We start from the raw sequence: 22,411 nt of genomic DNA on the forward strand, positions 1-22,411 counted from the left end.
TGAATACACAAATATAGACGCGTTGCGCTGGTTTTGTCTAGCAGGATGGTTTTTCTTTATTCGCTGATGTTGTGAGCAGTCTTTAGCGAAGCAAGTCAGTGCCAGCAATGCGACTGATGCGGTGGCTAAAATATATTCTGTGTCATTGGGTGAGCCGAAGCAACGGTGCCTTAGGGGGGGATCGTTGAGGTTTAGAGCCTCATACCGATCTAACTCATTATTTGTTCATTGTGGCTGGCTTAAATCACCGCTAACGGGGTTATGTATTTTGTAATTAGAGCCTCTAGTTACGGTACTTCATGGCTGGTTACCGACAAATTTATTCTGTGCAATAAGTTGATCACGTAATGAATCAGATTGGTATAAACAGCGCATGATGGGGTATAAAGCGGTACTCAGGAAAGGAGCCATATTGACTCAATGAGTTAAATTGCGTTGCTTGTCAAAGGTAAGTTGATTCGGTAAATAAAAAGCATAATCGAACCAACGATTATGCTTCGCTTGAGAGTTGTTTAAACAACTTCAACATTGGCCGCTTGTGGGCCTTTTTGACCGTCTTCAACGTCAAATGCGACTTTCTGGCCTTCTTCAAGTGATTTAAAACCTGTTCCTAGAATCGCGCGGAAGTGAACGAACACATCAGCTCCAGATTCTTGGGAAATAAAACCAAATCCTTTTTTTTCGTTAAACCACTTAACGGTACCAGTGCTTTTAGACATCGTGTCTCCTGAAACAATTGAAATAATACTCTATTTTTTATTTTGCTTAGTATTATTAGGGCTTGTAATTTGTATATTTTATGCTCTACCTAAATAAGCGCTGTCATCATAACACACAATAATGCGGCTAAGCCTAGTGACAAATTGCCGCAAATCAAGTTTTGCTTGATAACGTTTTCAATGCGTGAACTAGTTCACGAAACGTTCGGCTATTTTCTCGTTTTAGGGCGGATGTTAGAGCGTTTTCTACTGAAATGTACTCTTAGTAAGTTAGTGAAATCATTCAACTAATGGTTTCTTCCGGCCAAAGTTAATTGTGTAAATTTAATAAAACGCTGTTCCAAATATTGTGCGTTTTCTCTTTCATCATTTAAGGCGAGTAATTGAGCTGCCACTTCCGCAGTTGCCCATTGTGTTGTGATTGAACTAGAACGTAATCCATAGTTTGAGGCTGTACTGGGATGAATCGATATCACTGGAAATTGTTCCAACCAAGGACTTTGGTGAAACATTTTCCGTGCTTCTCGCCAGCTACCATCGAGCATAATGAACAGCGGTTTTACCCCTTGAGGCAAGCTGAGTTGGTAATTGACTCGCTCTGGTGGGCAAAAATGAGCAGGAAAAACTACATAGGGCTGCCATTGCACTTGTTGGCAAAGAGTGAGTAGCTCTTGACAGGCTTCGGTTCGTTGCCAAATAAAAGCGTAAGTATCAGGGATCACATCGGCGATAAATCGCCCAGTATTGCTCGGCCGAAGCACTTCTTTATTATGCATTAGCAGAGCGAAGCCACTTTGGCTCGCCTGTAATCTGGCTTGTGCGCAGAAGCAATGTGTTTGTGGCAGCTGGCAAATAGCACAGCGGGCTCGGCGGGCACCACGGCCCACAAATTGAGTGGTGGCTGCGGCTTTGCGCTCAGCATACAATTTTAAGAAACGGTTCACGACACGCGGCTCTACGTTATTCAATCAAGGGGCGAGTATAACCGAGCTTAAATCCAAGCACTATGTTCACAAAATCGACTTAGCGAAATAAATAAAGTCGAGGATAACCAAAGTAACGTCGGATCCGGTGATGTTGAAATAATAAGGCTGAAACGAAATGAAGGAGGCCGATAGCCCCAACAACAATCGCTATTTGTAACCATGCTTGAGGCAGGTCTTCTCGTTGAATGTAGATTTGGACGACGCGGTTGATCCACTCGCCACACAATAGCAACATGCCCGCCTGATTGAGCCTTAGGCAAATAGGATGTTTTACTAAGACGCTGCATAAGCTCAATACGCATAGCAATACATAAATCAGTTGCTGTGCTTGATAAAAATGAATCGCACTGAGGAGTAAGCAAAGGCAGCAAGGGCTGAGTAATAAACGGGGATGAGAAGTCATTCAATTACTCTATTGGCTAAAAATGGTGTTGCGATTGTGAATAGCTGTTTTATTCAAAGTACTGATTTAAATCAATATATTTATATTTACCAGCGCAGTTTTTGTGAAAGTAAGCGTTGGCTCTCACTCTAAGTCTTTCTGGTTTGGCTAGGGAGAACCGACCCGTCGTTATTTTGTGCAATCCGCTGTTGTTTGAATGCGCTATGATAAGCATTAGGGCAATATCTCAGTCGTCGTTTAATGGAGAGTTATCACGATGCGGATCTTAGTGATTGGTGCTTTTGGTACTGTTGGTCGCCAGTTAGTTCCGGCTTTAGTTGCTGCGGGGCACCAGCTGAGGGTGAGTTCTCGTGATGCCAATAAACCTTGGCCTTGGTCTGATTTGAGCTGTCAGCGCGTCACCTTAGATTTACTACAAGCCAATAGCTTGCCTTCGGCCTTGCTTGACATCGAGTTAGTCTATTACTTAATGCATGGCATGAGTGATGGGCAAAGTCACTGCGATCGAGAGATTCGCGCGGCAAGGCATTTAGCCCAGGCGGCCTCAGAAGCTAGCGTAAAGCGAATTATTTATTTGGGTAGCTTAATATCGGCTAAACCAAAATCAGAGCACATGCTAGCGCGGATTGCGACTGGCCAAGCCTTAGCGTCCACTGGTCTTGCGGTGACTGAGTTGCGAGCGGGGATCATTATTGCGCCAGGATCCGCGGCTTTTGAAGTGATGCGGGATTTAGTGGGACATATGCCTGTGGCGCTTGTCCCTCGGGCGATTGAGACTTTAACGCCGCCGATTGCCTTGAGTAACTTATTACACTATTTATTAGCTTTGGCGGAGTTGCCAGAGACCGCAGGTAAGGTGCTGGATGCGGCGGGTCCAGAATGGCTCACTTATCGACAGTTAATGTTAAAAATTGCCAAGGCTTTGGCGGCGCGGATCAAGATTATTGCTGTACCGGGCTTGCCGATCCGTTTGGCTTGCCTGGCTTTAGGCTTGATTACCTCGGTATCGCGCGAATTGGCAACGGCTCTGATTGCTGGGCTTGCTGAGCCGTTGCAAGCGAAACCCGATGAGTTACGGCGCTTAATCCCGCAACATTTATTGTCTGTTGATCAGGCAATTGCTCAGGTACTTCAAGAAGAGCGGGTGCTCTGTTATCCAAGTCGTTGGCGAGATGGTGTGCCAACTTTTCGAAAGTTTTCTCCCTTGCATGGTTTTTACGCTAAGTCAGCCAAACAGCAGCTTGTTGCCGTCGCCAGTCCGTCAGCTATTTGGCAAGTGGTGAATCTACTTGGCGGTAAGCATCGCTATTTTTATTTGAATAGCCTGTGGGCTTTACGCGAGTGGTTCGACTATATATTTGGCGGCCCCGGAAGAGAACATGGCCGAACTGATTACTTAAATCTGAATGTTGGTGAGCGGGTCGACTCGTGGACTATCTTAAGCGCCGAAGAAAATCGTTGTTTGGTGCTTGGTTTCGGAATGAAAGCGCCCGGTGGTGGTGGGATGCAAATTACTATTGAGCCGCTAGATAGTCAGCGTAGCCGTATAGAGGTGGGCTTATACTGGCATCCCGCAGGATTTTGGGGTTTGGTTTATTGGTATTTCTTTGCCCCTTGGCACCGATGGCTGTTATATGGCATGACTAAGAAAATGGCTTCGCTGGCGGAAAATAATGAGCAGGTTGAAGCGGCCTTGCGTAAATCGAAAATCCATTCAGGATCTACCGATGAAGGCCGCTTTGGCTGAATACAGATTTTGACTTTAGACCAGAACACCGAGTGCCCTAGTGATAAGCAACCGTCGCTGAAATCATTGGCGGTTGCTTATGGGGTGTCCAAATCCGATGTTTTAAGCTGCTGCTTAGAAGGGGGCTGGGTAGCGAGTTAGCACTTTACCTATATCGCTTAAGGCCCGAGAGCTAAGTGGTTTCGAAAAGGCCAAAATATCTTCTTCCAATTGCTGCATGTTGGTTGCGCCAATAATGGTAGAGGTGACTCCATCTACTTGGTCACACCAAGCCAAGGCGAGTTGCGCTGGGGTGTAGCCATGTTGCTTGGCAATCTCTACATATTCAGCAACCGCTTCGTGGCAGAGCTCGGTATTACGGAATAGACCCTTACGTTGAGTTAGTGACCAGCGACTCCCTTCTGGGCGCTGCCCATTGGCATATTTGCCAGTGAGTAAGCCTGTACAAAGTGGGGACCAGGGAAGATAGGCGATTTGTTCATGCACACAGTTCTCGATCAAATATGGCCAATCCTTGGTTTGTAGCAGGCTAAACTCATTTTGAATGGATACCATTCTCGGTAAATTATGGCTTTCGCTCAACTTAAGGTAGGTATTAATTCCCCAAGTGCTGTCGTCGGATAGACCACAATGGCGAATTTTACCCGCGTCAATACAACGTTGTAATCCTTGTAAAATATCGAGCATTTGGGCTTGGTGATCGGCCGCGTCTAACTGAGTAAATTGGATTTGATTTGGCCAGTGTTTTCCAAAGTGAGGCATTAAGCGATTTGGCCAATGTAATTGGTATAGATCAATGTAATCGGTATTGAGCCGTTGTAAGGAGGCGTCAACTGCGAGCTCAATGGCTTTTGCATTAATTGGCCCACCGTCGCGAACCCATTCAATGCCTGGCCCAGCAATCTTACTCGCGATAATCAAATCTTTACGCTGGTTTGGATTTTCTTTGAGCCATTGGCCGATGATCTGTTCGGTTTTTCCGTAGGTCTCTGCGGTTGGAGGGATGGCGTACATTTCGGCTGTATCGATGAAATTCACGCCTTGACTGATAGCATATTCAATTTGTTGATTTGCGTCTTGTTGGTTGTTTTGTACACCCCAAGTCATACTGCCTAGGCAAACTCGCGATACCGATAAATTGCTACTTCCTAGCTTCGAAAAATTCATGGATGTTCCTACATCAACTAAGTACTTAAATATTATATTACCGTATCAGAGGGTGATTAAAATAGTCTGAACTTTGGATAAAGCAATCAAGTGTTATCAGAAGGTTTTATTTTATTGTCTTTTTTACCGGTTTTATTCAAGCAAGTTTGTCTTGCCAACGCCTGGCAACCCTAGATGGGGAGGGCATTGAGGCTTGAATGAACAAGCTTCATCTCTTGCGGAGCTGAAAATGGTCCATAAAACCAGCGTGACTTTTCTAGGACTAGTATGTCAGCTGAGCTAGGGTTAATATTTGGCCATTATTTGTTGTAGATAGATGTGGGCGTTTGGTGGTTCGGGCAGAAACAAGATCGTTACCGATTGATAGTATTAAGTCGAAATTTTTATCGGATTTAGCGGATAATCATGTGGTGGTGGAAGCGGCTACTGGTTCAGGGAAGTCAACTCGTTTACCTCGTTGGGCGAGTCAGTTTGGTAAAGTTTTGGTAGTGCAGCCCAGACGAATTGCTTGCGAAGCTCTGGCGGCTTATGTGGCGCAGCAAGAGCGTGTAGAACAGGGAACTACCGAAGTTGGCTATGCCATTCGCTTTGCTTCCACGCTGACCTCGACCACCGACATTGCCTATGTGACACCGGGTATTGCCTTGCATTGGTTGGCAGAAAATAACTTAGCCAATTATGCAGTGATCATGATCGATGAGTTTCATGAGCGTCGTTGGGATAGTGATTTATTACTCGCCTTAGTGAAAGATTTACCATTACGGATCGTCGTGACGTCGGCGACTTTGGAAGGCGCGAAATTATGTGATTATTTGGGAGCTAAAGCGATACAGGCCCGTGGACGCGAATACCCCGTGTCGCTCAGTTATATCGCCAAACAAGCCCATCATTTACCCGACTTACAGCATTTGACCGAACGAGTAAGCGCTTGTGTTGAACAAGCCATGCTTAAAGATGACGGCGATATTTTGGTGTTTTTACCGGGGCGCGCAGAAATTCAAGCCTGTCAAACCAGCTTGTCGGGAATCGATGCCGAAATCTTACCTTTGCACGCCACCATTAGCGCCTCAGAGCGTCAGTACTTGCTAACGGCAATTGATGGGGAGCGAGCACGCCGGGTGATCTTAGCCACCAATGTGGCCGAAACAAGTTTAACCATTCCAGCGATTAGCACGGTGATTGATTCAGGTTTAGAGCGGCGAACCAAGCAGCGGGCAGGGCGTACGGTGCTTAGCTTAGAGCGGATTTCACGAGCCAGTAGTGAACAGCGTCGTGGTCGAGCTGGCCGGGTGCGCTCGGGTCATTGTTATCGTTTGTGGGGCGAATACGCACCTTTTGAAGCGGTCACTCCACCACAGATGCAGCGTGAAGAACTGCTGGAACCGATGCTGTTTGCTGCGAGTTGTGGCAAAGCGCTCACGCAGTTAGCATTTCTAGAAGCTTTACCGGATAAATCGTTACGGATCGCGAGCCAAAATTTAGCCAAAATGCAGGCTTTGGCGAGTGATAGTCAATTGAGTTCGCTGGGCAAACGACTAATGAATTTACCAATTGATAGTTATTTTTCTTATCTGGTTAATTTAATGCCGCGCGGGGCAGAACAGGAAGCAATGCTTGATTTGACTGCCGCTTTAACCATCAATCGTCGTTTGTGGCAGAAACCCAAGACGGAACATGGTTTGAAACAATTACAGCAGTGGCAACCGCTGGCTTGTGATATGACTGCAACCATCAGTTTGTTGCGTGGCCATTCTTGGCCCGAGGCGTTACAGCTGAACCTTGAAGCCTTAAAGCAAGCGAAGGAAATGGCAGAACAACTACGCAGCGTGATGGGGTTTGCCAAATTGAAACAGGCTCGGCCTTATCGTCGAGAGCTGATTATTGAGGCTTTATTAAGCGGTGCCAGTGAACTGGCTTATGTGCGCCGAGCTAAGCGTCATCAGGCGATGGGCAATGGTTATGCTGAATTACAGGTGGCTAGAGAAAGCTTATTTGATGATGAGCAGGTGGCTGCATTGGTGTTAGATCAATACAGCACGCCGGGACGTGGACTTAAGCAACTGACAAATATTGGCCTATGCTTGTTGCCAGTAAGTATTCAACAATTAATGCGGCATCAGTTAGGCGAGTTGAAGCCCAGCGGTGAGTTGGACGGACAAGGCCAACAGTTGATGCGGCGCTATTATGCTGGTCGATTCATTGGGTCTGAATATTTGGCGCTAACGGCAGCACAATATCGCCGCTCACTTGCCAAACGGATCTTAGCTCGGCAAGAGTTGTCTTTTACTGAGCTGAGTCTACAACAAGATGTTGATGCCTGGAATTTATGGGTGAGTCTCGGTGAAAAAAATGGCGGTGGCTCCGGTGAGCCCATTGATGCCGAGCTTTGGCTAAGTGAACACTTACAGCAACTTGGACTGGAGAGTGCCGAAGATCTTTGTCTTATTGATGCTAAGGATCTCACTTTTCCGGGGATCCCCGAATGGCAACGTGCAGCATTTGAACAAGCTTTTCCTCAAAGTCTACGCTTAGCCGATCTTCGTGTGCAGGTCGAATATGAGGTTCGCGTTAAGCGAGTGACGCTTCACTATCAAGCGGGGCGACGTAAAGATGGTCCTAAACGCTGGGAGTTGCCGAGTTGGGCTGGCTGGCGGGTGTTTTACCAAAAAGCCAGTAAACGCGTTGCGTTGACTTAGGGTTTATTCATGTTATTCGCTGCTTGTTGTGAAGCGCTAGTCGATGCTTCCAAGGCAATACAGCCGATTGAGCGAGTCAATCAGCTGGGGAATCTTGGTATACCGCTTAACCGGAGGTGATGCGCTTAAGCGTCTCGTCTTTGACCACAAAATGGTGATACAAGGCGGCTAATATATGTGCCGCTAATACTAAGTATAAAGCGGTTGCCGCAACCTCATGGATGGTCCCACTAATACTGTTGATGGTCGGTGATTTTTCGGCCCAACCACTAATGGTAAAAAAGTCGAAAAAGTTGATGTTATGTCCACCTGAAACGGACATGATTACGCCGGATATTGGCATGATTAACATGAGTAAATACAAGGCGTGGTGACCTAATTTGGCGAGGCTGAGCATTAACCCCATCCCCAGAGGGACAGGCGCTGCGCTGATTCTATGCCACACTATTCGCGCTAACACACATAACAATAGCAATACGCCGATGGCTTTATGCAAACCGATCATCTCCCATTTATCAGGACCTCTCTGCATTTCGTCCATGTATAAAGCAATGCCAATTTGAGCTATAAATAATGCGGCCATAAGCCAATGAAATAGCTTTGATATCATACCAAAATGGCTCGAGCTATTTTTTATCTTCATCAGTTATTTTTCCTTGAGACGGTTTGTTGATTTAATAAACAATTAATACTTGGGAGTCAAGCGGCTTGTTTGTTATATGGAACATGACGAAAGCAAAAAGCTTATGTTTATTCGATGCTTGAGCTTGTGCTAGCATGGTTGACCTTGTAATTATGGGCGGAGATGTACATTGAAACAATTTCTTGGCGTATTGCTGCTGGTTATCGTAGCGATGTTGCTAAGTCTCGTTGTCATCGACCGTTATATTTCAAAGCAAGTCGCCGGTCAGTGGTTTCGTGACATGGAACAGCTCCCAGCGGAGCCTGTGGCTCTGGTGCTTGGGACCAGTAAGTATGTAGGTAAACGGCTTAATACCTACTATCAGTTTCGTGTGGAAGCGGCAGCAAAACTCTACCATACCCACAAAGTGCGCGCATTGATCCTCAGTGGCGATAATGCCACCCGCTACTATAATGAACCTATTACCATGTTAAACGATGTGTTGCGGTTAAATGTGCCACGCGAGAATATAGCTTTGGACTATGCAGGCTTTCGAACCTTTGACTCAGTTGTGCGGGCAAAACAAGTATTCGGGCAACAAGCCTTGATTATTGTTTCTCAGCAGTTTCATGTCGAACGGGCTTTATACATAGCAAATCAATACGGTATTGAAGCCTATGGCTATGTGGTGGATGATGCGCCTTCTGAGTTTCATTGGCGAGTGCGTTTACGAGAAGTATTGGCTAGAGCCAAGGCTCTAATAGATTTACATATATTTAACACCCAGCCCCACTTCTTAGGTGACCCAGAACCAGTAAACTTACGCGGAGGTGACTCAACCCCCGAACTTTAGGACCAGTGCAATGCTTAAAAAGTTGCTTGTTGTCTTGTTGTTTAGCGTGAGTTTTTCTGTTCAAGCGAAACTTGAATCACCTTCTATTCCTATTGTGACCCCCTATATTGTTGGTGGTTATGATGCTCCCCAAGTTTACCCGTGGATGGCGCAGGTCTTTTTAGGTAATGTGCGGTGTGGCGGGGTATTAATTGCAGAGTCATGGGTGGTGACGGCTGCGCATTGTACCTATCGGTCTTATGCTCCCAACGCCCAGGTTGCGCCAGAACAGGTTACGGTGGTGTTAGGCCGATTGCTACGAACCACTCCCCTCGATGCGCAGTCGGTGACGGTGAGCGAAATTTATCAGCATCCTCAGTATATTAGTCCCACCATGGATGGCCCCAATTTTGATTATGATATCAGTTTGTTAAGGCTGTCGGAGTTTCAACAAGGTGAATTCCCGATTATTAATCTAAATATGCTTAGTGAGAGTTCCATGCTGGGAAGTTTTATGACGGTGATTGGTTTTGGCAGAATTAATTCCGATCCTTTTCATCCGGTGTATCCCGATGTATTGCAGCAAGGTAACTTGCGTTTAATCAGCCCTCAACAATGTGCTAATTATTGGGGAAGCTCAAAATTAACCGATCGAATGTTTTGCGCCTACGGCACCGATCAGGATGCTTGCGCAGGGGATAGCGGTGGTCCGGTATTTGTTAATCAAGGAGAAGACTATCGTTTACTCGGGATCGTGAGTTGGGGGAGTCTCGCTTGTCAGGGGCTCCCTGGCGTTTATACAGATATTGGGCGTGTTTGTGGTTGGATTAGCGATATTCTCAGCCAACAGGATAATATTACTATCGCTTGTGCCGAGATAGCACCTAATGCCTCGTCTGATAGTAGCGGTGGAGGCGCTGCAGCTTGGTTGCTGGTGTTGAGCTTACCGCTTTGGCTATTCAGGAGGGGGCGATTAGGTGCTAATTCACGGCGCTAAACCTTGCTATTACTGACTGCAATCACTAAAATCCTTGGCTTGTAAATTATTATTCATGCCAAAGAGTTGTACCTGTGATGCGCGTTGCCGATTTTTCTTTTGACCTTCCCGATGAGCTGATTGCTCGTTACCCAAAACAGCAACGCCGAGATAGTCGTTTACTTTGTCTCAATGGTCAAACGGGCGAGGTGCAACACCAACAATTTCCAGATTTGTTGGAGCATATTCAAGCTGATGATCTATTGGTGTTTAATAATACCCGAGTGATCCCAGCCCGTTTGTTTGGCCAGAAAGCGACGGGTGGCAAACTAGAAGTACTTATAGAGCGTGTGCTTGATGAGCATCGAGTATTAGCCCATGTTCGTGCTTCCAAATCGCCGAAACCGGGCAGCGAAATACGTTTAGCGGATGCTTTTGATGCGACGATGTTGGCCCGTCACGGCGCTTTATTTGAACTGCGTTTTGATGACTCAGCGACGGTCTTAGAATTACTTGAACAGCATGGTCATATGCCGCTTCCCCCCTATATCGATCGTCCTGACGAAGATGCCGATAAGGAACGCTATCAAACGGTTTATAACGAAAAGCCGGGCGCGGTTGCGGCCCCCACCGCCGGATTACATTTTGATGAAGACTTACTCGCACAGATTAAAGCCAAAGGCGCTGATACTGCCTTTGTGACTTTACATGTGGGGGCTGGTACTTTTCAGCCGGTGAAAGTTGAATCTATCGATCAGCATGTGATGCACTCTGAATATGCCGAAGTGAGCCAAGCGGTGGTGGATAAAATTGTTGCGACTAAAGCAAGAGGAGGGCGGGTGATTGCAGTTGGTACCACTTCGGTACGCTCTCTAGAAAGTGCAGCTAAAGATGCAAAGCTTAAAGGGCAGGCCCTGCAAGCCTACGCTGCAGAAACCGATATTTTTATTTTCCCCGGTTATCAATTTGAGCTAGTGGATGCGATGGTGACCAATTTCCATTTACCCGAGTCAACCTTAATCATGTTGGTGTCAGCCTTCGCTGGCAAAGATAACGTTAGCCGAGCTTATCAGACGGCTATCGATAACCAATACCGCTTCTTTAGCTATGGTGATGCGATGTTCATTACCAGTAAAGAAGCATAATTTAACGACAGTCGGACTGTTTATCTGACCTTGAGGCAAGTAATGAAATACCAGCTATTAGCAAAAGACGGCAAAGCTCGCCGTGGCCGTTTAGTGTTTGAACGGGGGAGTGTTGAAACACCAGCATTCATGCCTGTAGGGACTTATGGTACCGTAAAAGGTATGACCCCTGAAGAAGTATCACAAAGTGGCGCTGAAATCCTATTAGGCAATACTTTTCACTTGTGGTTGCGTCCGGGACAAGAGGTGATGCGCGCGCATGGCGACTTGCATGACTTTATGAATTGGCAGGGGCCAATTTTGACCGATTCCGGCGGTTTCCAAGTCTTTAGTCTGGGTGATATTCGAAAAATTACCGAAGAAGGGGTACATTTTCGAAACCCGGTCAATGGTGCAAAGATCTTTTTGAGTCCTGAAACGTCTATGGAAATTCAAAACGATTTAGGTTCCGATATCGTGATGATTTTTGATGAATGTACACCTTATCCTGCGACTGAAGATGAAGCCGAAAAGTCGATGTTAATGTCGTTACGCTGGGCTGCTCGTTCACGTCAGCGTCATGATGAGTTAGGCAACAAAAATGCTTTGTTTGGGATCATTCAGGGTGGAGTTTATGAGCATCTACGCGATGTTTCTTTGGAAGGTTTGACTCAAATCGGTTTTGACGGTTATGCCATTGGCGGCTTAGCTGTCGGTGAACCGAAAGAAGATATGCACCGCATTCTTGATTATGTTGCGGTTAAGGTTCCTGAAGATAAGCCTCGTTATTTAATGGGGGTTGGTAAACCCGAAGATTTGGTGGAAGGTGTACGCCGTGGCGTGGATATGTTTGACTGTGTTATGCCGACACGTAATGCGCGCAATGGTCATCTATTCACCAGTGACGGGGTGGTGAAGATCCGTAATGCACGCCATCGTGACGATACCAGTACCTTAGATAAAGAGTGTGATTGTTATACCTGTCAAAATTATTCTCGTTCCTACTTGCATCATTTAGATAAGTGTAATGAAATCCTTGGCGCTCGTTTGAATACCATTCATAACTTGCGTCACTACCAACGTTTGATGCAAGGTTTACGTGAGGCGATAGCCGACGGTAAGTTAGACGATTTTGTAGCCGCGTTTTACGCCAAGTTGGGTCGAGAAGTCCCGCCTTTGGCTGATTAATGCTCGATTGACCAGTAAAGCCTTGTTTTTGCTTGGTCAGTCTCCATTTAATAAGATAGTTGTTTTGTATCTTAGTTTTTTTAATTAGTAATGAGGGTAACAATGAGCTTATTTATTTCTCCAGCATATGCCGAAGGCGGCGCCATATCACCAGCTGGTGGTGGCATGGAATTAATTTTCATGATGGTCATCTTTGCGGTGATTTTCTATTTCATGATTTATCGTCCACAGTCCAAGCGTGTAAAAGAACATAAAAACCTAATGTCTTCCTTATCTAAGGGTGATGAGGTGCTAACTACCGGTGGTTTGGTCGGTAAAATCATCAAGATTTCTGATGAGGCGGATTATCTGCAACTGAGCTTAAGTGATGACACTACAGTCACCATTAAGCGCGACTTTGTTTCAGCGGTTCTGCCAAAAGGCACGTTGAAATCTCTGTAGTTACAAATTTGTCACTAGGGATATTATTTTGTTAAACAAATACCCGTGGTGGAAGAATTGGATGGTGATCGTTTTGATCGCCATCGGTTTTCTTTACGCCATGCCAAACTTATACGGTGAGGATCCTGCCGTACAAGTATCAGGCACTCGGGGCGCTCAAGTTGAGTTAGCCCAACTAGATGAGATTCGAAATTACCTTACGCAGCAGTCCATCGATTTTCGCTCTGTTGGCTTTGAAAATGGACTCGCTTTGGTGCGTTTGCGCAACGATGCTGACCAGCTTAAGGTAAAGAGTTTATTACATGATTTGCTTGGTGAAGATTATGTTGTTGCCCTAAACCTTGCCCCTGCAACACCCGGTTGGCTAGATGCCATTGGTGCAGGACCGCTTAAACTCGGTCTGGATTTACGTGGTGGTGTGCACTTTTTGATGGAAGTGGACATGAAAGCGGCCATTAGCAAGGCGCAAGAGGGAATGATTCAAGATTTCCGTACCGATCTTCGCGGCGAAAAATTACGTTATTCTGGGGTTCGTTCACAAGGTGAGGCTGTGGTGGTTAGTTTCCGCGATCAAGCCACTTTGGATAAAGCCGTTAGCTTCTTAAATCGCAAATATAAAGAGTATCAAATCTCTGATATTAGTGAGGGTGAACAGTTTCGTTTGAGTGCGAAAATGACCGAGCAGAAGTTGAAAGAAACTCGAGAATATGCGCTACAGCAAAACATCACGATTATCCGTAACCGGGTAAACGAGTTAGGTGTTGCTGAACCGCAAGTTCAACGTCAAGGTTCCGATCGGATTGTGGTGCAGCTACCTGGTGTTCAAGATACTGCTCGCGCGAAAGAAATTTTGGGTGCGACAGCGACTTTAGAATTCAGAATGGTCAACGTAGACGCTGATGTTCGCGATGCGATGGTCGGTCGAGTGCCACCAGGATCGCAATTGGCGAAACGAGTTGATGGTTCACCTGTGGTGCTAAAAAACCAAGTAATCCTCACCGGCGATCATATTGTTGGCGCACAGTCAGGCTTTGATGAATACAGTCGACCTCAGGTGAATATTAGCCTCGATAGTCAAGGTGGCAGCAAGATGGCCGCATTTACTAAAGATAATGTGGGTCAATCTATGGCAACGTTATTCATCGAGTACAAGCCGACAGGCAAGAAAGATGAAGAGGGTAAGTCAATACTGAAACGTCAGGAAGAAGTGATTAACGTTGCAACTATCCAATCTCGTTTGGGACGTAGCTTCCGGATCACCGGCATTGACTCACCAGCAGAAGCTAAAAATCTAGCTTTGTTATTGCGAGCAGGCGCCTTGATTGCTCCGATCCAAATTGTTGAAGAACGTACTGTTGGGCCAAGCCTTGGTCAGGACAATATCGATAAAGGTTTCTTAGCGATTGTCTTTGGTTTGATATCCTTGTTGGTGTTTATGCCGCTTTACTATCGTAAGTTTGGCTTGGTTGCGAACTTTGCATTGATTGTGAACGTTGGAATGATTATTGGCTTTATGTCGATGATCCCAGGGGCAACTTTAACCTTGCCTGGTATGGCCGGTATTGTATTAACCGTAGGTATGGCGGTGGATGCCAATGTATTGATCTTCGAGCGTATTCGTGAAGAATTAGCCGATGGACGTAGTCCTCAGCAAGCGATTCATCATGGCTACAGTAATGCCTTATCAACCATTTCTGACGCCAATATTACCACCTTCATTACCGCAATCATTTTGTTTGCGATTGGTACGGGTGCAGTGAAAGGCTTCGCGGTGACACTTGCTATTGGTATTGCGACTTCAATGTTTACTGCTATTGTTGGCACCCGTGTGGTGGTTAACTGGATTTGGGGCGGTAAGAAAATAGACAAGCTGTCTATCTAGGAGCAACAACGTGTTTTATTTATTTAAGCCCAAAGGCACGGTGCCCTTTATGGCGCACCGCAAACCATTTATTTGGTTTACCATTTTGTTAATGGTGGCATCGGTGGCCAGTTTAGCCATTAATAAAATCAATTGGGGGCTAGATTTCACTGGTGGTACGTTGATTGAAGTTGAGTTTCAACAGCCTGCCGATCTACCCTTAGTTCGTGATGTGATGAGCAAGAACGGATATCCAGACATTGTGGCACAGTACTTTGGTTCGCAAACCCAAGTGTTGTTGCGAATGATGCCTCGTGAAGGTCTAGATAGTCAGCACTTAGGCGACAGTATCATGGGATTGCTGCGCGATCAGGTTGATGCTCAGGTGCAAATGCGCCGAATTGAGTTCGTTGGCCCAACGGTTGGTAAAGAGTTAGCTGAGCAAGGCGGTTTGGCGATTATTGCTGCGCTGGCTTGTATTTTGCTCTATGTGGCAATGCGCTTTGAATGGCGTATGGCTGTGGGGGCGGTACTCGCGCTGGGACACGATGTGATTGCTACTTTAGGTTTGTTCTCCTTCTTGCAGTTGGAGTTTGATCTAACCGTGATCGCGGCCTTATTAACCGTGGTGGGTTACTCACTGAACGATACCATCGTGGTATCGGATCGGATCCGTGAGAACTTCCGTAAATTGCGTAAGGGTGATCCAGTTGAAATTATTGATGTTTCGCTGACTCAAACCTTTAATCGGACCATCGTAACTTCTTTAACCACGATTATGGTATTAATATCGTTGTTCGTATTGGGCGGTTCGTTAATTCATAACTTTGCTACTGCATTGTTATTTGGTGTGTTTATTGGTACCCACTCGTCGATATACGTCGCTAGTACGCTGGCCTTGTACTTAGGAATTAAGAAAGAAGACTTTATGCCTAAGGAGCTGGAAGAAAAAGAAGGCGCCGACCAAGACCCAATCATGTAGTCACATAAACCCGCCGCTGGCGGGTTTTTTTTAAGGAGAAAAAAATGGCTCACAATCCGCGGTTTTTAGCTTTGGTCGATGACTGTCGTCGTCGTATCAAAGAATGTGATGTGCATCAGGTAAAGCAGTGGCTCGACCAAGGTTTGGCTTTTCATTTGATTGATAATCGTGAACAGGACGAATGGCAGAAAAGCCGCATTCCGGGAGCTCAATACATGGGGCGAGGGATTTTGGAACGTGATATTGAGCAAGTGATTCCCGAGTTAGATAGTATGATTGTCATTTACTGTGGGGGCGGTTTTCGTTCGGCCTTAAGTGCCGATAATTTGGTCAAAATGGGGTATACCCAAGTCATCTCTATGGACGGCGGGATCCGCGGTTGGCGAGAAGCGAATTATCCCTTAGAGGAGTCATAAGATGTCAGCGCTTGCGACGACCATGATTTATGCCTTTGATGTTGCAGAACAGACTCATTATTACTTTGATCAAAGCGAAGCCAACCAGGCTTATGCGAAAGCTGAGTTAGCGGTGGAACACCCGGACTGGCGCGAGCCAATGACCGTTCTTGAACTACTGGAAATCAAAGATGCACTACTGGGCGAGTTTGTTAAGCGTATCGCTTTTTTGGAGCTGCAGTTAGAGCGTGTTGAGATGGGTAGTGATAGTTTTGATTTAGATGCTGATTAGACGCGCGAAATACTTTTCCTTCATTTCAGTTAAATAACCTTGGTTAAATCGCTTCGGTAAGGCTTAACCAAGTTATTATCTTATTTTACTGCTGCCTCCCTTGGCTTATTTTTACAATGTTGTACCGATACCTGCTTTAGCATTTATTACCGACATCGAGACTTTAATATTGCCAATTTATATTCATCTGGATTGTCGTTTTTAGAGCATTTTGTCTGTTTGAAGCTAATCCTCTTGCGAGTCCCACATTAAGCCTCAATCAATATCCTTTTGGTGGGGACCCGCATCCTATCGATGGCATTTTTATGATGTTGTTTTAAATACAAATTCTATATTTCTACGAAACACCACCTGAACTGTGCGCGAAATTCGCCACTGGCTTAGCATTTGCAATGAGCGAAGGGCTATTTGAGTACCTGGTTTATGTGTCTGAATGACTTGGCTGAGAACTGCTGGATAAGCGTTTTAGCTTAATAGCAATTGGAGCTGGATGTGGTCGTAAATGAGTGTCATCTAGTATGTCGATCGCGTGATGACGCGCTGCGTTCTATCTGGAAGGGAGTCTAGGTATATTTTCACTCTCAGCCGGTAAGGGGCCGCTCATCACTGGTGACGATGGTCGCTTGGGGGCATCTAATTGGACTCAAATGAGCAGTCTTTTAATTACTTACAAGGAATGTTGTATGGCTACTGTGTATTTTTCTTCGCCAGTGATGCGTAAGAACAAGAAAGTAACGGCGGTTGCAGGTAAGCGTGATGCGTTGCTAGGTTTAGCGGAAGATCATGGGGTGAAAATTCCCCACGAATGTAAAGATGGGCGTTGTGGCTCATGTTTGGTGGAAGTGACCCATTTAGATGGTGATCATATTAAAGGTGCTATGTTGACAGATAAAGAACGGGAGGGGCTTAAGAGTATTGGTAAACTATCTGAAAAAGATGCTGAACGTGCATCTGTGAGCGATATGCCACCAAAGTATCGCTTAGCGTGTCAGGCGATAGTGACCGATGAAGATGTATTGGTGAAGTTCACCGGAGAACCAGGAGGAGCTTAGCGCTACTGATGCTGCTAAGCGATTTGGCAGTGGGTCGAACGGTTTGAAGGATTTAAAAAACCAGTTGTGATTAACAACTGGTTTTTATTGCTCGGATATGTGTTTAAGCTTTAATTGCATCGGTTAAATGAGGACGAATGCAAGCCAACATATGTTTGAGTACCTTGGGACTTGCACAAACGACATTACCGCTTTGGTAAAATTCAGTATTACCGACAAAGTCTGTCACTATTGCGCCAGCTTCACGAGCGATTAACTCTCCTGCGGCGATGTCCCAAGGTTTTAGGTTTAATTCGAAGAAACCATCGTGGCGGCCAGCAGCCACATAGGCAAGATCAAGCGCTGCCGAACCCGTGCGGCGAATATCGCTGCATTCGGCGAAAATTGCGGCGAACATCGGCAGATAACTTTCAATGTAGTGTTTGCGCTTAAACGGAAAGCCAGTAGCTATGAGGGTGTTTTCAAGATCTTTTGCTTTGTTTACCCGCAAGCGGTAGCCATTCAGTTGAGCACCTTTACCACGAGAGGCCGCGAATAACTCATTTCGCAGGGGATCATATACGACGCCGTGTTCGGTTTTACCGCGGACACGTAGTGCAATAGAAATGGAAAAGTGAGGAATTCCTTTGATAAAATTGGTGGTTCCATCCAATGGGTCGATGACCCACTGGTATTCATCATCCTTGCCTGTACTTACGCCGCTTTCTTCCGCAATGATCGAATGATCAGGGAAAGCGTTACGTAGCGTGTCGATAATCGTTTTTTCGGCCGCTTTATCAACATTCGTAACGTAGTCGTTAGCACCTTTAGTTGTTGTTTCTATTTTGTCTAACTGTGCGTAAGCTTGAGTTACGACTTTGCCTGCGTTTCGCGCAGCGCGAATCGCAATATTTAGCATAGCATGCATGAATTACCACCAATTTGTAGAAAGAACATTAAATAACCGCCGGATTATAGAGAATCACTGAAACAAACTCAATCGATTATAGACCGTGTAGGTGAACTTTTTCCAACAGAGCCGCTACTGGCTGCTCACACAGAGGCTATGTTACAATCGGCGGCATCAAATTTAGGGTGAAGTAATCATAATGTTGGAAAATGTTCGAGTGGTTTTAGTAGGCACCAGCCATAGTGGTAATATTGGTTCTGCAGCTAGAGCTATGAAAACCATGGGGATCAGTCAGTTATATTTAGTGGCCCCGCAAGCCGAAATTGATGGTAAGTCGGTGGCCTTATCTGCTGGGGCTTCAGATGTTCTGGGCGGTACCACTATCGTTAATGAATTAGCGGATGCCGTTGCCGATTGCCAGTTAGTCATTGGCGCAAGTGCTCGTTCTCGGACTTTAGATTGGCCAATGGTCGATGGCCGAGAAGCCGGAGTTAAATTGGCAACAGAAGCACAGCAAGGTCAAGTGGCAATTGTATTTGGTCGAGAAAGTAGTGGCTTAAATAATACTGAGTTACAGCAGTGCCATTTTCATGTTTGTGTCCCAGCCAATCCCGAATACAGTTCTTTGAATTTGGCGATGGCAGTACAATTACTCAGTTATGAAGTAAGAATGGCTCATCTAGAATTACAAAACACCTATACTTCGAGCGATGTTGTCGTGGACTACCCGCATGCCGATGACTTAGAGCGATTTTATCAACATTTTGAGCAAAGTATCGCCGACAGTGGATTCATTATTAAACCTCATCCCGGCAAGGTTATGGAAAAAGTCCGTCGAATGTTTAATCGTATTCGCATGGAAAAACAAGAGCTTAATGTGATGCGTGGCATTTTGACTTCGTTCGATAAACATATCCCTAAGTCTGAAAAATAAACCTGAGTAATGCATAGGGTTTTATACTTGACTAAAACAGTAGGGTATGAAAAGATTGTGCGCAAGTTCACGCGATAAATAGGTTGATTATGCGCTTAACGTCTAAGGGACGATATGCTGTTACAGCGATGCTAGACGTTGCTCTGCATATGGAAGATGGTCCGGTTTCTTTGGCTGATATTTCTGAGAGGCAAGGGATTTCTTTGTCTTATTTGGAACAGCTTTTTTCAAAGTTACGCAAACAAGGTTTAGTGAGCAGCGTGCGGGGTCCTGGCGGTGGTTATCGTTTAGGGATGGATGCCGATGACATTGCTGTTGGGATGGTGATCCATGCCGTGGATGAGTCGATTGATGCGACTCGTTGTTTAGGCACTGCTGACTGTAAAGGGGGGAAACCCTGTTTAACCCACTCGCTTTGGAATGATCTGAGTGAGCGTATCGCCGATTTTCTGGATAACATCAGTTTAGGTGGATTAATGCGAGAACGGCAAATCGCCAATCTGGCGCTTAGTCAAGACCAATCCAAACATGTTGATACCAATACCATACAAATTAGTTTATGAGGCTTGGCTTGCGCCGAGTTGTAATGGAGAACTTTAATGAAATTGCCAATTTATCTTGATTATTCAGCAACCACTCCCGTCGATCCTCGAGTTGCTGAAAAGATGATGCAGTACCTAAGTGTCGATGGCGTATACGGTAATCCCGCATCTCGTTCCCATCGATTTGGTTGGCAGGCTGAAGAGGCTGTCGATATTGCGCGTAACCAAGTCGCCGAACTGGTGAATGCCGACCCTCGTGAGATTGTGTTTACCTCTGGTGCGACCGAATCAAATAACCTTGCCATTAAAGGTGCTGCACACTTCTATAGTAAAAAGGGCAAGCACGTTATTACCTGTAAAACAGAACATAAGGCTGTGCTAGATACATGTCGTCAGCTAGAGCGAGAAGGTTTTGAGCTTACTTATCTAGAACCAGAAAGTAATGGCATTATTGATTTGTCGAAGTTAAACGATGCGATGCGTGATGACACGGTATTAGTCAGCATCATGCATGTTAATAATGAAATCGGTGTTATTCAAGACATTCAGGCCATTGGTGAGTTGTGCCGTTCTCGTAAGATTTTATTCCATGTTGATGCGGCCCAAAGTGCGGGTAAAATTGACATTAATCTGCAAGCTTTACCAGTGGATATGATGTCTTTTTCGGCGCATAAGGTTTATGGACCAAAGGGCATTGGTGCCTTGTATGTTCAACGTAAACCACGGATCCGCTTAGAAGCACAAATGCATGGCGGTGGTCATGAACGCGGTATGCGCTCAGGCACCTTACCAACTCATCAAATAGTCGGTATGGGGGAAGCGTTTGCGATTGCCAAACGAGAAATGGCTAAAGATGAAGAACATCTTCATGCACTAAGAGACCGTTTCTGGGCTGGTATTAAAGATATCGAAGAAACCTACATCAACGGTGATTTTGAGCAGCGAGTGGTTGGTAACTTAAACGTGAGTTTTGCGTATGTAGAAGGCGAATCATTGATTATGGCCTTGAAAGATTTGGCGGTATCTTCAGGTTCAGCATGTACTTCAGCAAGCTTAGAGCCCTCTTATGTACTTCGAGCGCTAGGCCTTGATGATGAATTAGCCCACAGCTCGATTCGTTTTTCCTTTGGCCGTTTCACGACCGAAGAAGAAATAGATTATGCAGTGAAAGTAATTAATGAAGGAATTGGGCGTCTCCGCGATATGTCTCCACTTTGGGACATGTTTAAAGACGGAGTAGACCTGAGTCAGGTCGAGTGGGCACACCACTAAGCACAATCATTAACGGATTTGGAGAAATATCATGGCTTATAGTGAAAAGGTAATCGATCATTACGAAAACCCAAGAAATGTTGGTGCTTTCGAAGACAAAGAGGACAATCATATCGGTACGGGTATGGTTGGGGCACCTGCTTGTGGTGACGTGATGAAACTACAATTAAAAGTGAGTGATAGTGGTATTATTGAAGACGCGCGTTTCAAAACTTATGGCTGTGGTTCAGCGATTGCGTCAAGCTCATTGGTAACAGAGTGGGTAAAGGGCAAAAGTTTAGCTGAAGCAGAAACGCTGAAGAATACTGATATCGCAGAAGAGTTAGCCTTACCGCCAGTGAAAATCCACTGTTCTATTTTAGCGGAAGATGCTATCAAAGCGGCGATAGCCGATTATAAAAAGAAAACGCTTAATCGATAAAGGAGCCAGTATGGCTGTATCATTAACCGAAGCTGCAGCAAGCCACGTGAGTCAGTTCTTGGGTAATCGAGGTGTCGGTAAAGGGGTGCGCTTAGGCGTGAAAACCTCAGGATGTTCAGGAATGGCTTACATTTTGGAGTTTGTTGACCAGTTAGCTGAAGACGACAAAGTTTTCCAAAGCCATGGCGTGAATGTGATTGTTGACGAAAAGAGCTTACTTTACATTGATGGCACTGAATTGGATTTTGTTAAAGAAGGCTTAAATGAAGGCTTTGTATTTAATAATCCCAATATATCCGGAGAATGTGGCTGCGGAGAGAGCTTTAGCGTTTAAATGGAATACGCTATGAATTATTTCGAAATATTCTCTCTAAAGCCTTCAAATCAGCTAGACCTGCAAGGTTTAGCTGCTTGTTATAGAGAGCTACAACAGAAGTTTCATCCCGATAAGTTTGTGGTTGATGACGCTGAAGCGCAAGCCCTTGCAATGCAACGGGCGACTCAAATTAACGATGCTTATCAAACCTTAAAAGACCCTTTATTGCGGGCACAATATTTGTTGAGTTTGCAGGGCGTTGAAATAGCGGGTGAGCAACAAACCATTAATGACATTGAGTTTTTGATGAGTCAGATTGAACTGCGTGAGCAGTTAGCTGAAATTGAAACTGTCAGTGATCCCGAAAAAGCCATCGAAGATTTAAGTAAGTTACTGAAACAAAAGCGAAGTGACTTGAGCTTGAGCTTTGAAAAAGCCTACAATGAGCAGAATTTTGAGTTGGCGGCCGATCTGGTACGTAAACTTAAGTTTTTTGCACGTTTGCAACAACAGTTGCTACAACTCGAAGAAAAGATCCTAGATTATTAGTCACT

The 22,411-nt window shown here is 45.4% G+C and carries 24 protein-coding genes; 18 read left to right on the forward strand and 6 right to left on the reverse strand.

Annotated features, from left to right (window positions below):
• Window positions 1-512: 512 nt before the first annotated feature.
• The 3 genes from ACRRS1_RS06770 to ACRRS1_RS06780 form a co-directional block, all read right to left on the reverse strand.
• Window positions 513-719 (reverse strand): cold-shock protein, encoded by a 207-nt coding sequence (locus ACRRS1_RS06770; RefSeq protein ID WP_432453917.1) that lies wholly within the window; start codon window positions 717-719, stop codon window positions 513-515.
• A gap of 287 nt (window positions 720-1,006) precedes the next feature.
• Window positions 1,007-1,663, reverse strand: a complete 657-nt coding sequence (locus tag ACRRS1_RS06775) for a tRNA-uridine aminocarboxypropyltransferase (protein WP_432453916.1) — start codon at window positions 1,661-1,663, stop codon at window positions 1,007-1,009.
• Between the two features lie 79 nt (window positions 1,664-1,742).
• Window positions 1,743-2,108, reverse strand: coding sequence for a hypothetical protein (locus ACRRS1_RS06780; protein WP_432453915.1), 366 nt, complete (start codon window positions 2,106-2,108; stop codon window positions 1,743-1,745).
• Between the two features lie 256 nt (window positions 2,109-2,364).
• Between ACRRS1_RS06780 and ACRRS1_RS06785 the strand changes: the two genes are divergently transcribed.
• Window positions 2,365-3,855, forward strand: a complete 1,491-nt coding sequence (locus tag ACRRS1_RS06785) for a DUF2867 domain-containing protein (RefSeq protein ID WP_432464665.1) — start codon at window positions 2,365-2,367, stop codon at window positions 3,853-3,855.
• 114 nt (window positions 3,856-3,969) lie between these two features.
• Here ACRRS1_RS06785 and ACRRS1_RS06790 read toward each other — a convergent pair whose 3' ends face one another.
• Window positions 3,970-5,022, reverse strand: a complete 1,053-nt coding sequence (locus ACRRS1_RS06790) for an aldo/keto reductase (RefSeq protein ID WP_432468103.1) — start codon at window positions 5,020-5,022, stop codon at window positions 3,970-3,972.
• A 329-nt stretch (window positions 5,023-5,351) separates the two neighbouring features.
• On the opposite strand from ACRRS1_RS06790, the gene ACRRS1_RS06795 reads away from it, so the two are divergent.
• Entirely contained in the window at window positions 5,352-7,718 is a 2,367-nt protein-coding gene (locus ACRRS1_RS06795; RefSeq protein ID WP_432453912.1) for a helicase-related protein, read from the forward strand.
• A 106-nt stretch (window positions 7,719-7,824) separates the two neighbouring features.
• On the opposite strand, the gene ACRRS1_RS06800 is transcribed toward ACRRS1_RS06795, so the two are convergent.
• Complete coding sequence (locus ACRRS1_RS06800) at window positions 7,825-8,361, reverse strand: cytochrome b (RefSeq protein WP_432468102.1); 537 nt, start codon at window positions 8,359-8,361, stop codon at window positions 7,825-7,827.
• 169 nt (window positions 8,362-8,530) lie between these two features.
• On the opposite strand from ACRRS1_RS06800, the gene ACRRS1_RS06805 reads away from it, so the two are divergent.
• From ACRRS1_RS06805 to ACRRS1_RS06850, 10 genes are all read left to right on the forward strand, one after another.
• Complete coding sequence (locus ACRRS1_RS06805) at window positions 8,531-9,193, forward strand: SanA/YdcF family protein (RefSeq protein WP_432453910.1); 663 nt, start codon at window positions 8,531-8,533, stop codon at window positions 9,191-9,193.
• 10 nt (window positions 9,194-9,203) lie between these two features.
• Entirely contained in the window at window positions 9,204-10,169 is a 966-nt protein-coding gene (locus tag ACRRS1_RS06810; RefSeq protein ID WP_432468101.1) for a serine protease, read from the forward strand.
• A gap of 77 nt (window positions 10,170-10,246) precedes the next feature.
• Window positions 10,247-11,293 (forward strand): tRNA preQ1(34) S-adenosylmethionine ribosyltransferase-isomerase QueA, encoded by a 1,047-nt coding sequence (gene queA / locus ACRRS1_RS06815; protein ID WP_432456194.1) that lies wholly within the window; start codon window positions 10,247-10,249, stop codon window positions 11,291-11,293.
• A gap of 42 nt (window positions 11,294-11,335) precedes the next feature.
• Entirely contained in the window at window positions 11,336-12,460 is a 1,125-nt protein-coding gene (gene tgt / locus ACRRS1_RS06820) for a tRNA guanosine(34) transglycosylase Tgt (protein ID WP_432453908.1), read from the forward strand.
• Between the two features lie 102 nt (window positions 12,461-12,562).
• The gene (gene yajC, locus ACRRS1_RS06825) at window positions 12,563-12,901 is read left to right on the forward strand and encodes a preprotein translocase subunit YajC (protein WP_432453907.1); all 339 of its coding nucleotides are present in this window, start codon (window positions 12,563-12,565) and stop codon (window positions 12,899-12,901) included.
• Between the two features lie 28 nt (window positions 12,902-12,929).
• On the forward strand, window positions 12,930-14,783 hold the full coding sequence (gene secD, locus ACRRS1_RS06830; protein WP_432453906.1) for a protein translocase subunit SecD: 1,854 nt from the start codon (window positions 12,930-12,932) through the stop codon (window positions 14,781-14,783).
• A 10-nt stretch (window positions 14,784-14,793) separates the two neighbouring features.
• A complete protein-coding gene (gene secF / locus ACRRS1_RS06835) occupies window positions 14,794-15,744 on the forward strand; it encodes a protein translocase subunit SecF (RefSeq protein ID WP_432453905.1) in 951 nt (316 codons plus the stop codon).
• Window positions 15,745-15,788: 44 nt separating this feature from the next.
• Window positions 15,789-16,160 carry a rhodanese-like domain-containing protein gene (locus ACRRS1_RS06840; protein ID WP_432453904.1) on the forward strand — a complete coding sequence of 124 codons (372 nt, stop codon included), beginning with the start codon at window positions 15,789-15,791 and terminating at the stop codon, window positions 16,158-16,160.
• 1 nt (window position 16,161) lies between these two features.
• Window positions 16,162-16,431: a hypothetical protein gene (locus tag ACRRS1_RS06845; RefSeq protein WP_432453903.1), complete on the forward strand. Its 270-nt coding sequence runs from the start codon at window positions 16,162-16,164 to the stop codon at window positions 16,429-16,431.
• Between the two features lie 683 nt (window positions 16,432-17,114).
• On the forward strand, window positions 17,115-17,483 hold the full coding sequence (locus ACRRS1_RS06850) for a 2Fe-2S iron-sulfur cluster-binding protein (RefSeq protein ID WP_432453902.1): 369 nt from the start codon (window positions 17,115-17,117) through the stop codon (window positions 17,481-17,483).
• Between the two features lie 103 nt (window positions 17,484-17,586).
• On the opposite strand, the gene suhB is transcribed toward ACRRS1_RS06850, so the two are convergent.
• Window positions 17,587-18,390, reverse strand: coding sequence for an inositol-1-monophosphatase (suhB, locus tag ACRRS1_RS06855; RefSeq protein WP_432453901.1), 804 nt, complete (start codon window positions 18,388-18,390; stop codon window positions 17,587-17,589).
• Between the two features lie 181 nt (window positions 18,391-18,571).
• Between suhB and trmJ the strand changes: the two genes are divergently transcribed.
• From trmJ to hscB, 6 genes are all read left to right on the forward strand, one after another.
• Entirely contained in the window at window positions 18,572-19,306 is a 735-nt protein-coding gene (gene trmJ / locus ACRRS1_RS06860) for a tRNA (cytosine(32)/uridine(32)-2'-O)-methyltransferase TrmJ (protein WP_432453900.1), read from the forward strand.
• An 89-nt stretch (window positions 19,307-19,395) separates the two neighbouring features.
• A complete protein-coding gene (iscR, locus tag ACRRS1_RS06865) occupies window positions 19,396-19,869 on the forward strand; it encodes a Fe-S cluster assembly transcriptional regulator IscR (RefSeq protein WP_432453899.1) in 474 nt (157 codons plus the stop codon).
• A gap of 36 nt (window positions 19,870-19,905) precedes the next feature.
• Window positions 19,906-21,120, forward strand: a complete 1,215-nt coding sequence (locus ACRRS1_RS06870; protein ID WP_432453898.1) for an IscS subfamily cysteine desulfurase — start codon at window positions 19,906-19,908, stop codon at window positions 21,118-21,120.
• A gap of 31 nt (window positions 21,121-21,151) precedes the next feature.
• On the forward strand, window positions 21,152-21,541 hold the full coding sequence (gene iscU / locus ACRRS1_RS06875) for a Fe-S cluster assembly scaffold IscU (RefSeq protein WP_432468100.1): 390 nt from the start codon (window positions 21,152-21,154) through the stop codon (window positions 21,539-21,541).
• A gap of 10 nt (window positions 21,542-21,551) precedes the next feature.
• Window positions 21,552-21,875, forward strand: a complete 324-nt coding sequence (gene iscA, locus ACRRS1_RS06880; RefSeq protein WP_432453896.1) for an iron-sulfur cluster assembly protein IscA — start codon at window positions 21,552-21,554, stop codon at window positions 21,873-21,875.
• A 12-nt stretch (window positions 21,876-21,887) separates the two neighbouring features.
• The gene (hscB, locus tag ACRRS1_RS06885; protein WP_432458984.1) at window positions 21,888-22,406 is read left to right on the forward strand and encodes a co-chaperone HscB; all 519 of its coding nucleotides are present in this window, start codon (window positions 21,888-21,890) and stop codon (window positions 22,404-22,406) included.
• Window positions 22,407-22,411: the final 5 nt, after the last annotated feature.

The organism is Agarivorans sp. Z349TD_8 (assembly GCF_050870825.2).
Taxonomy (GTDB): Bacteria; Pseudomonadota; Gammaproteobacteria; order Enterobacterales; family Celerinatantimonadaceae; genus Agarivorans.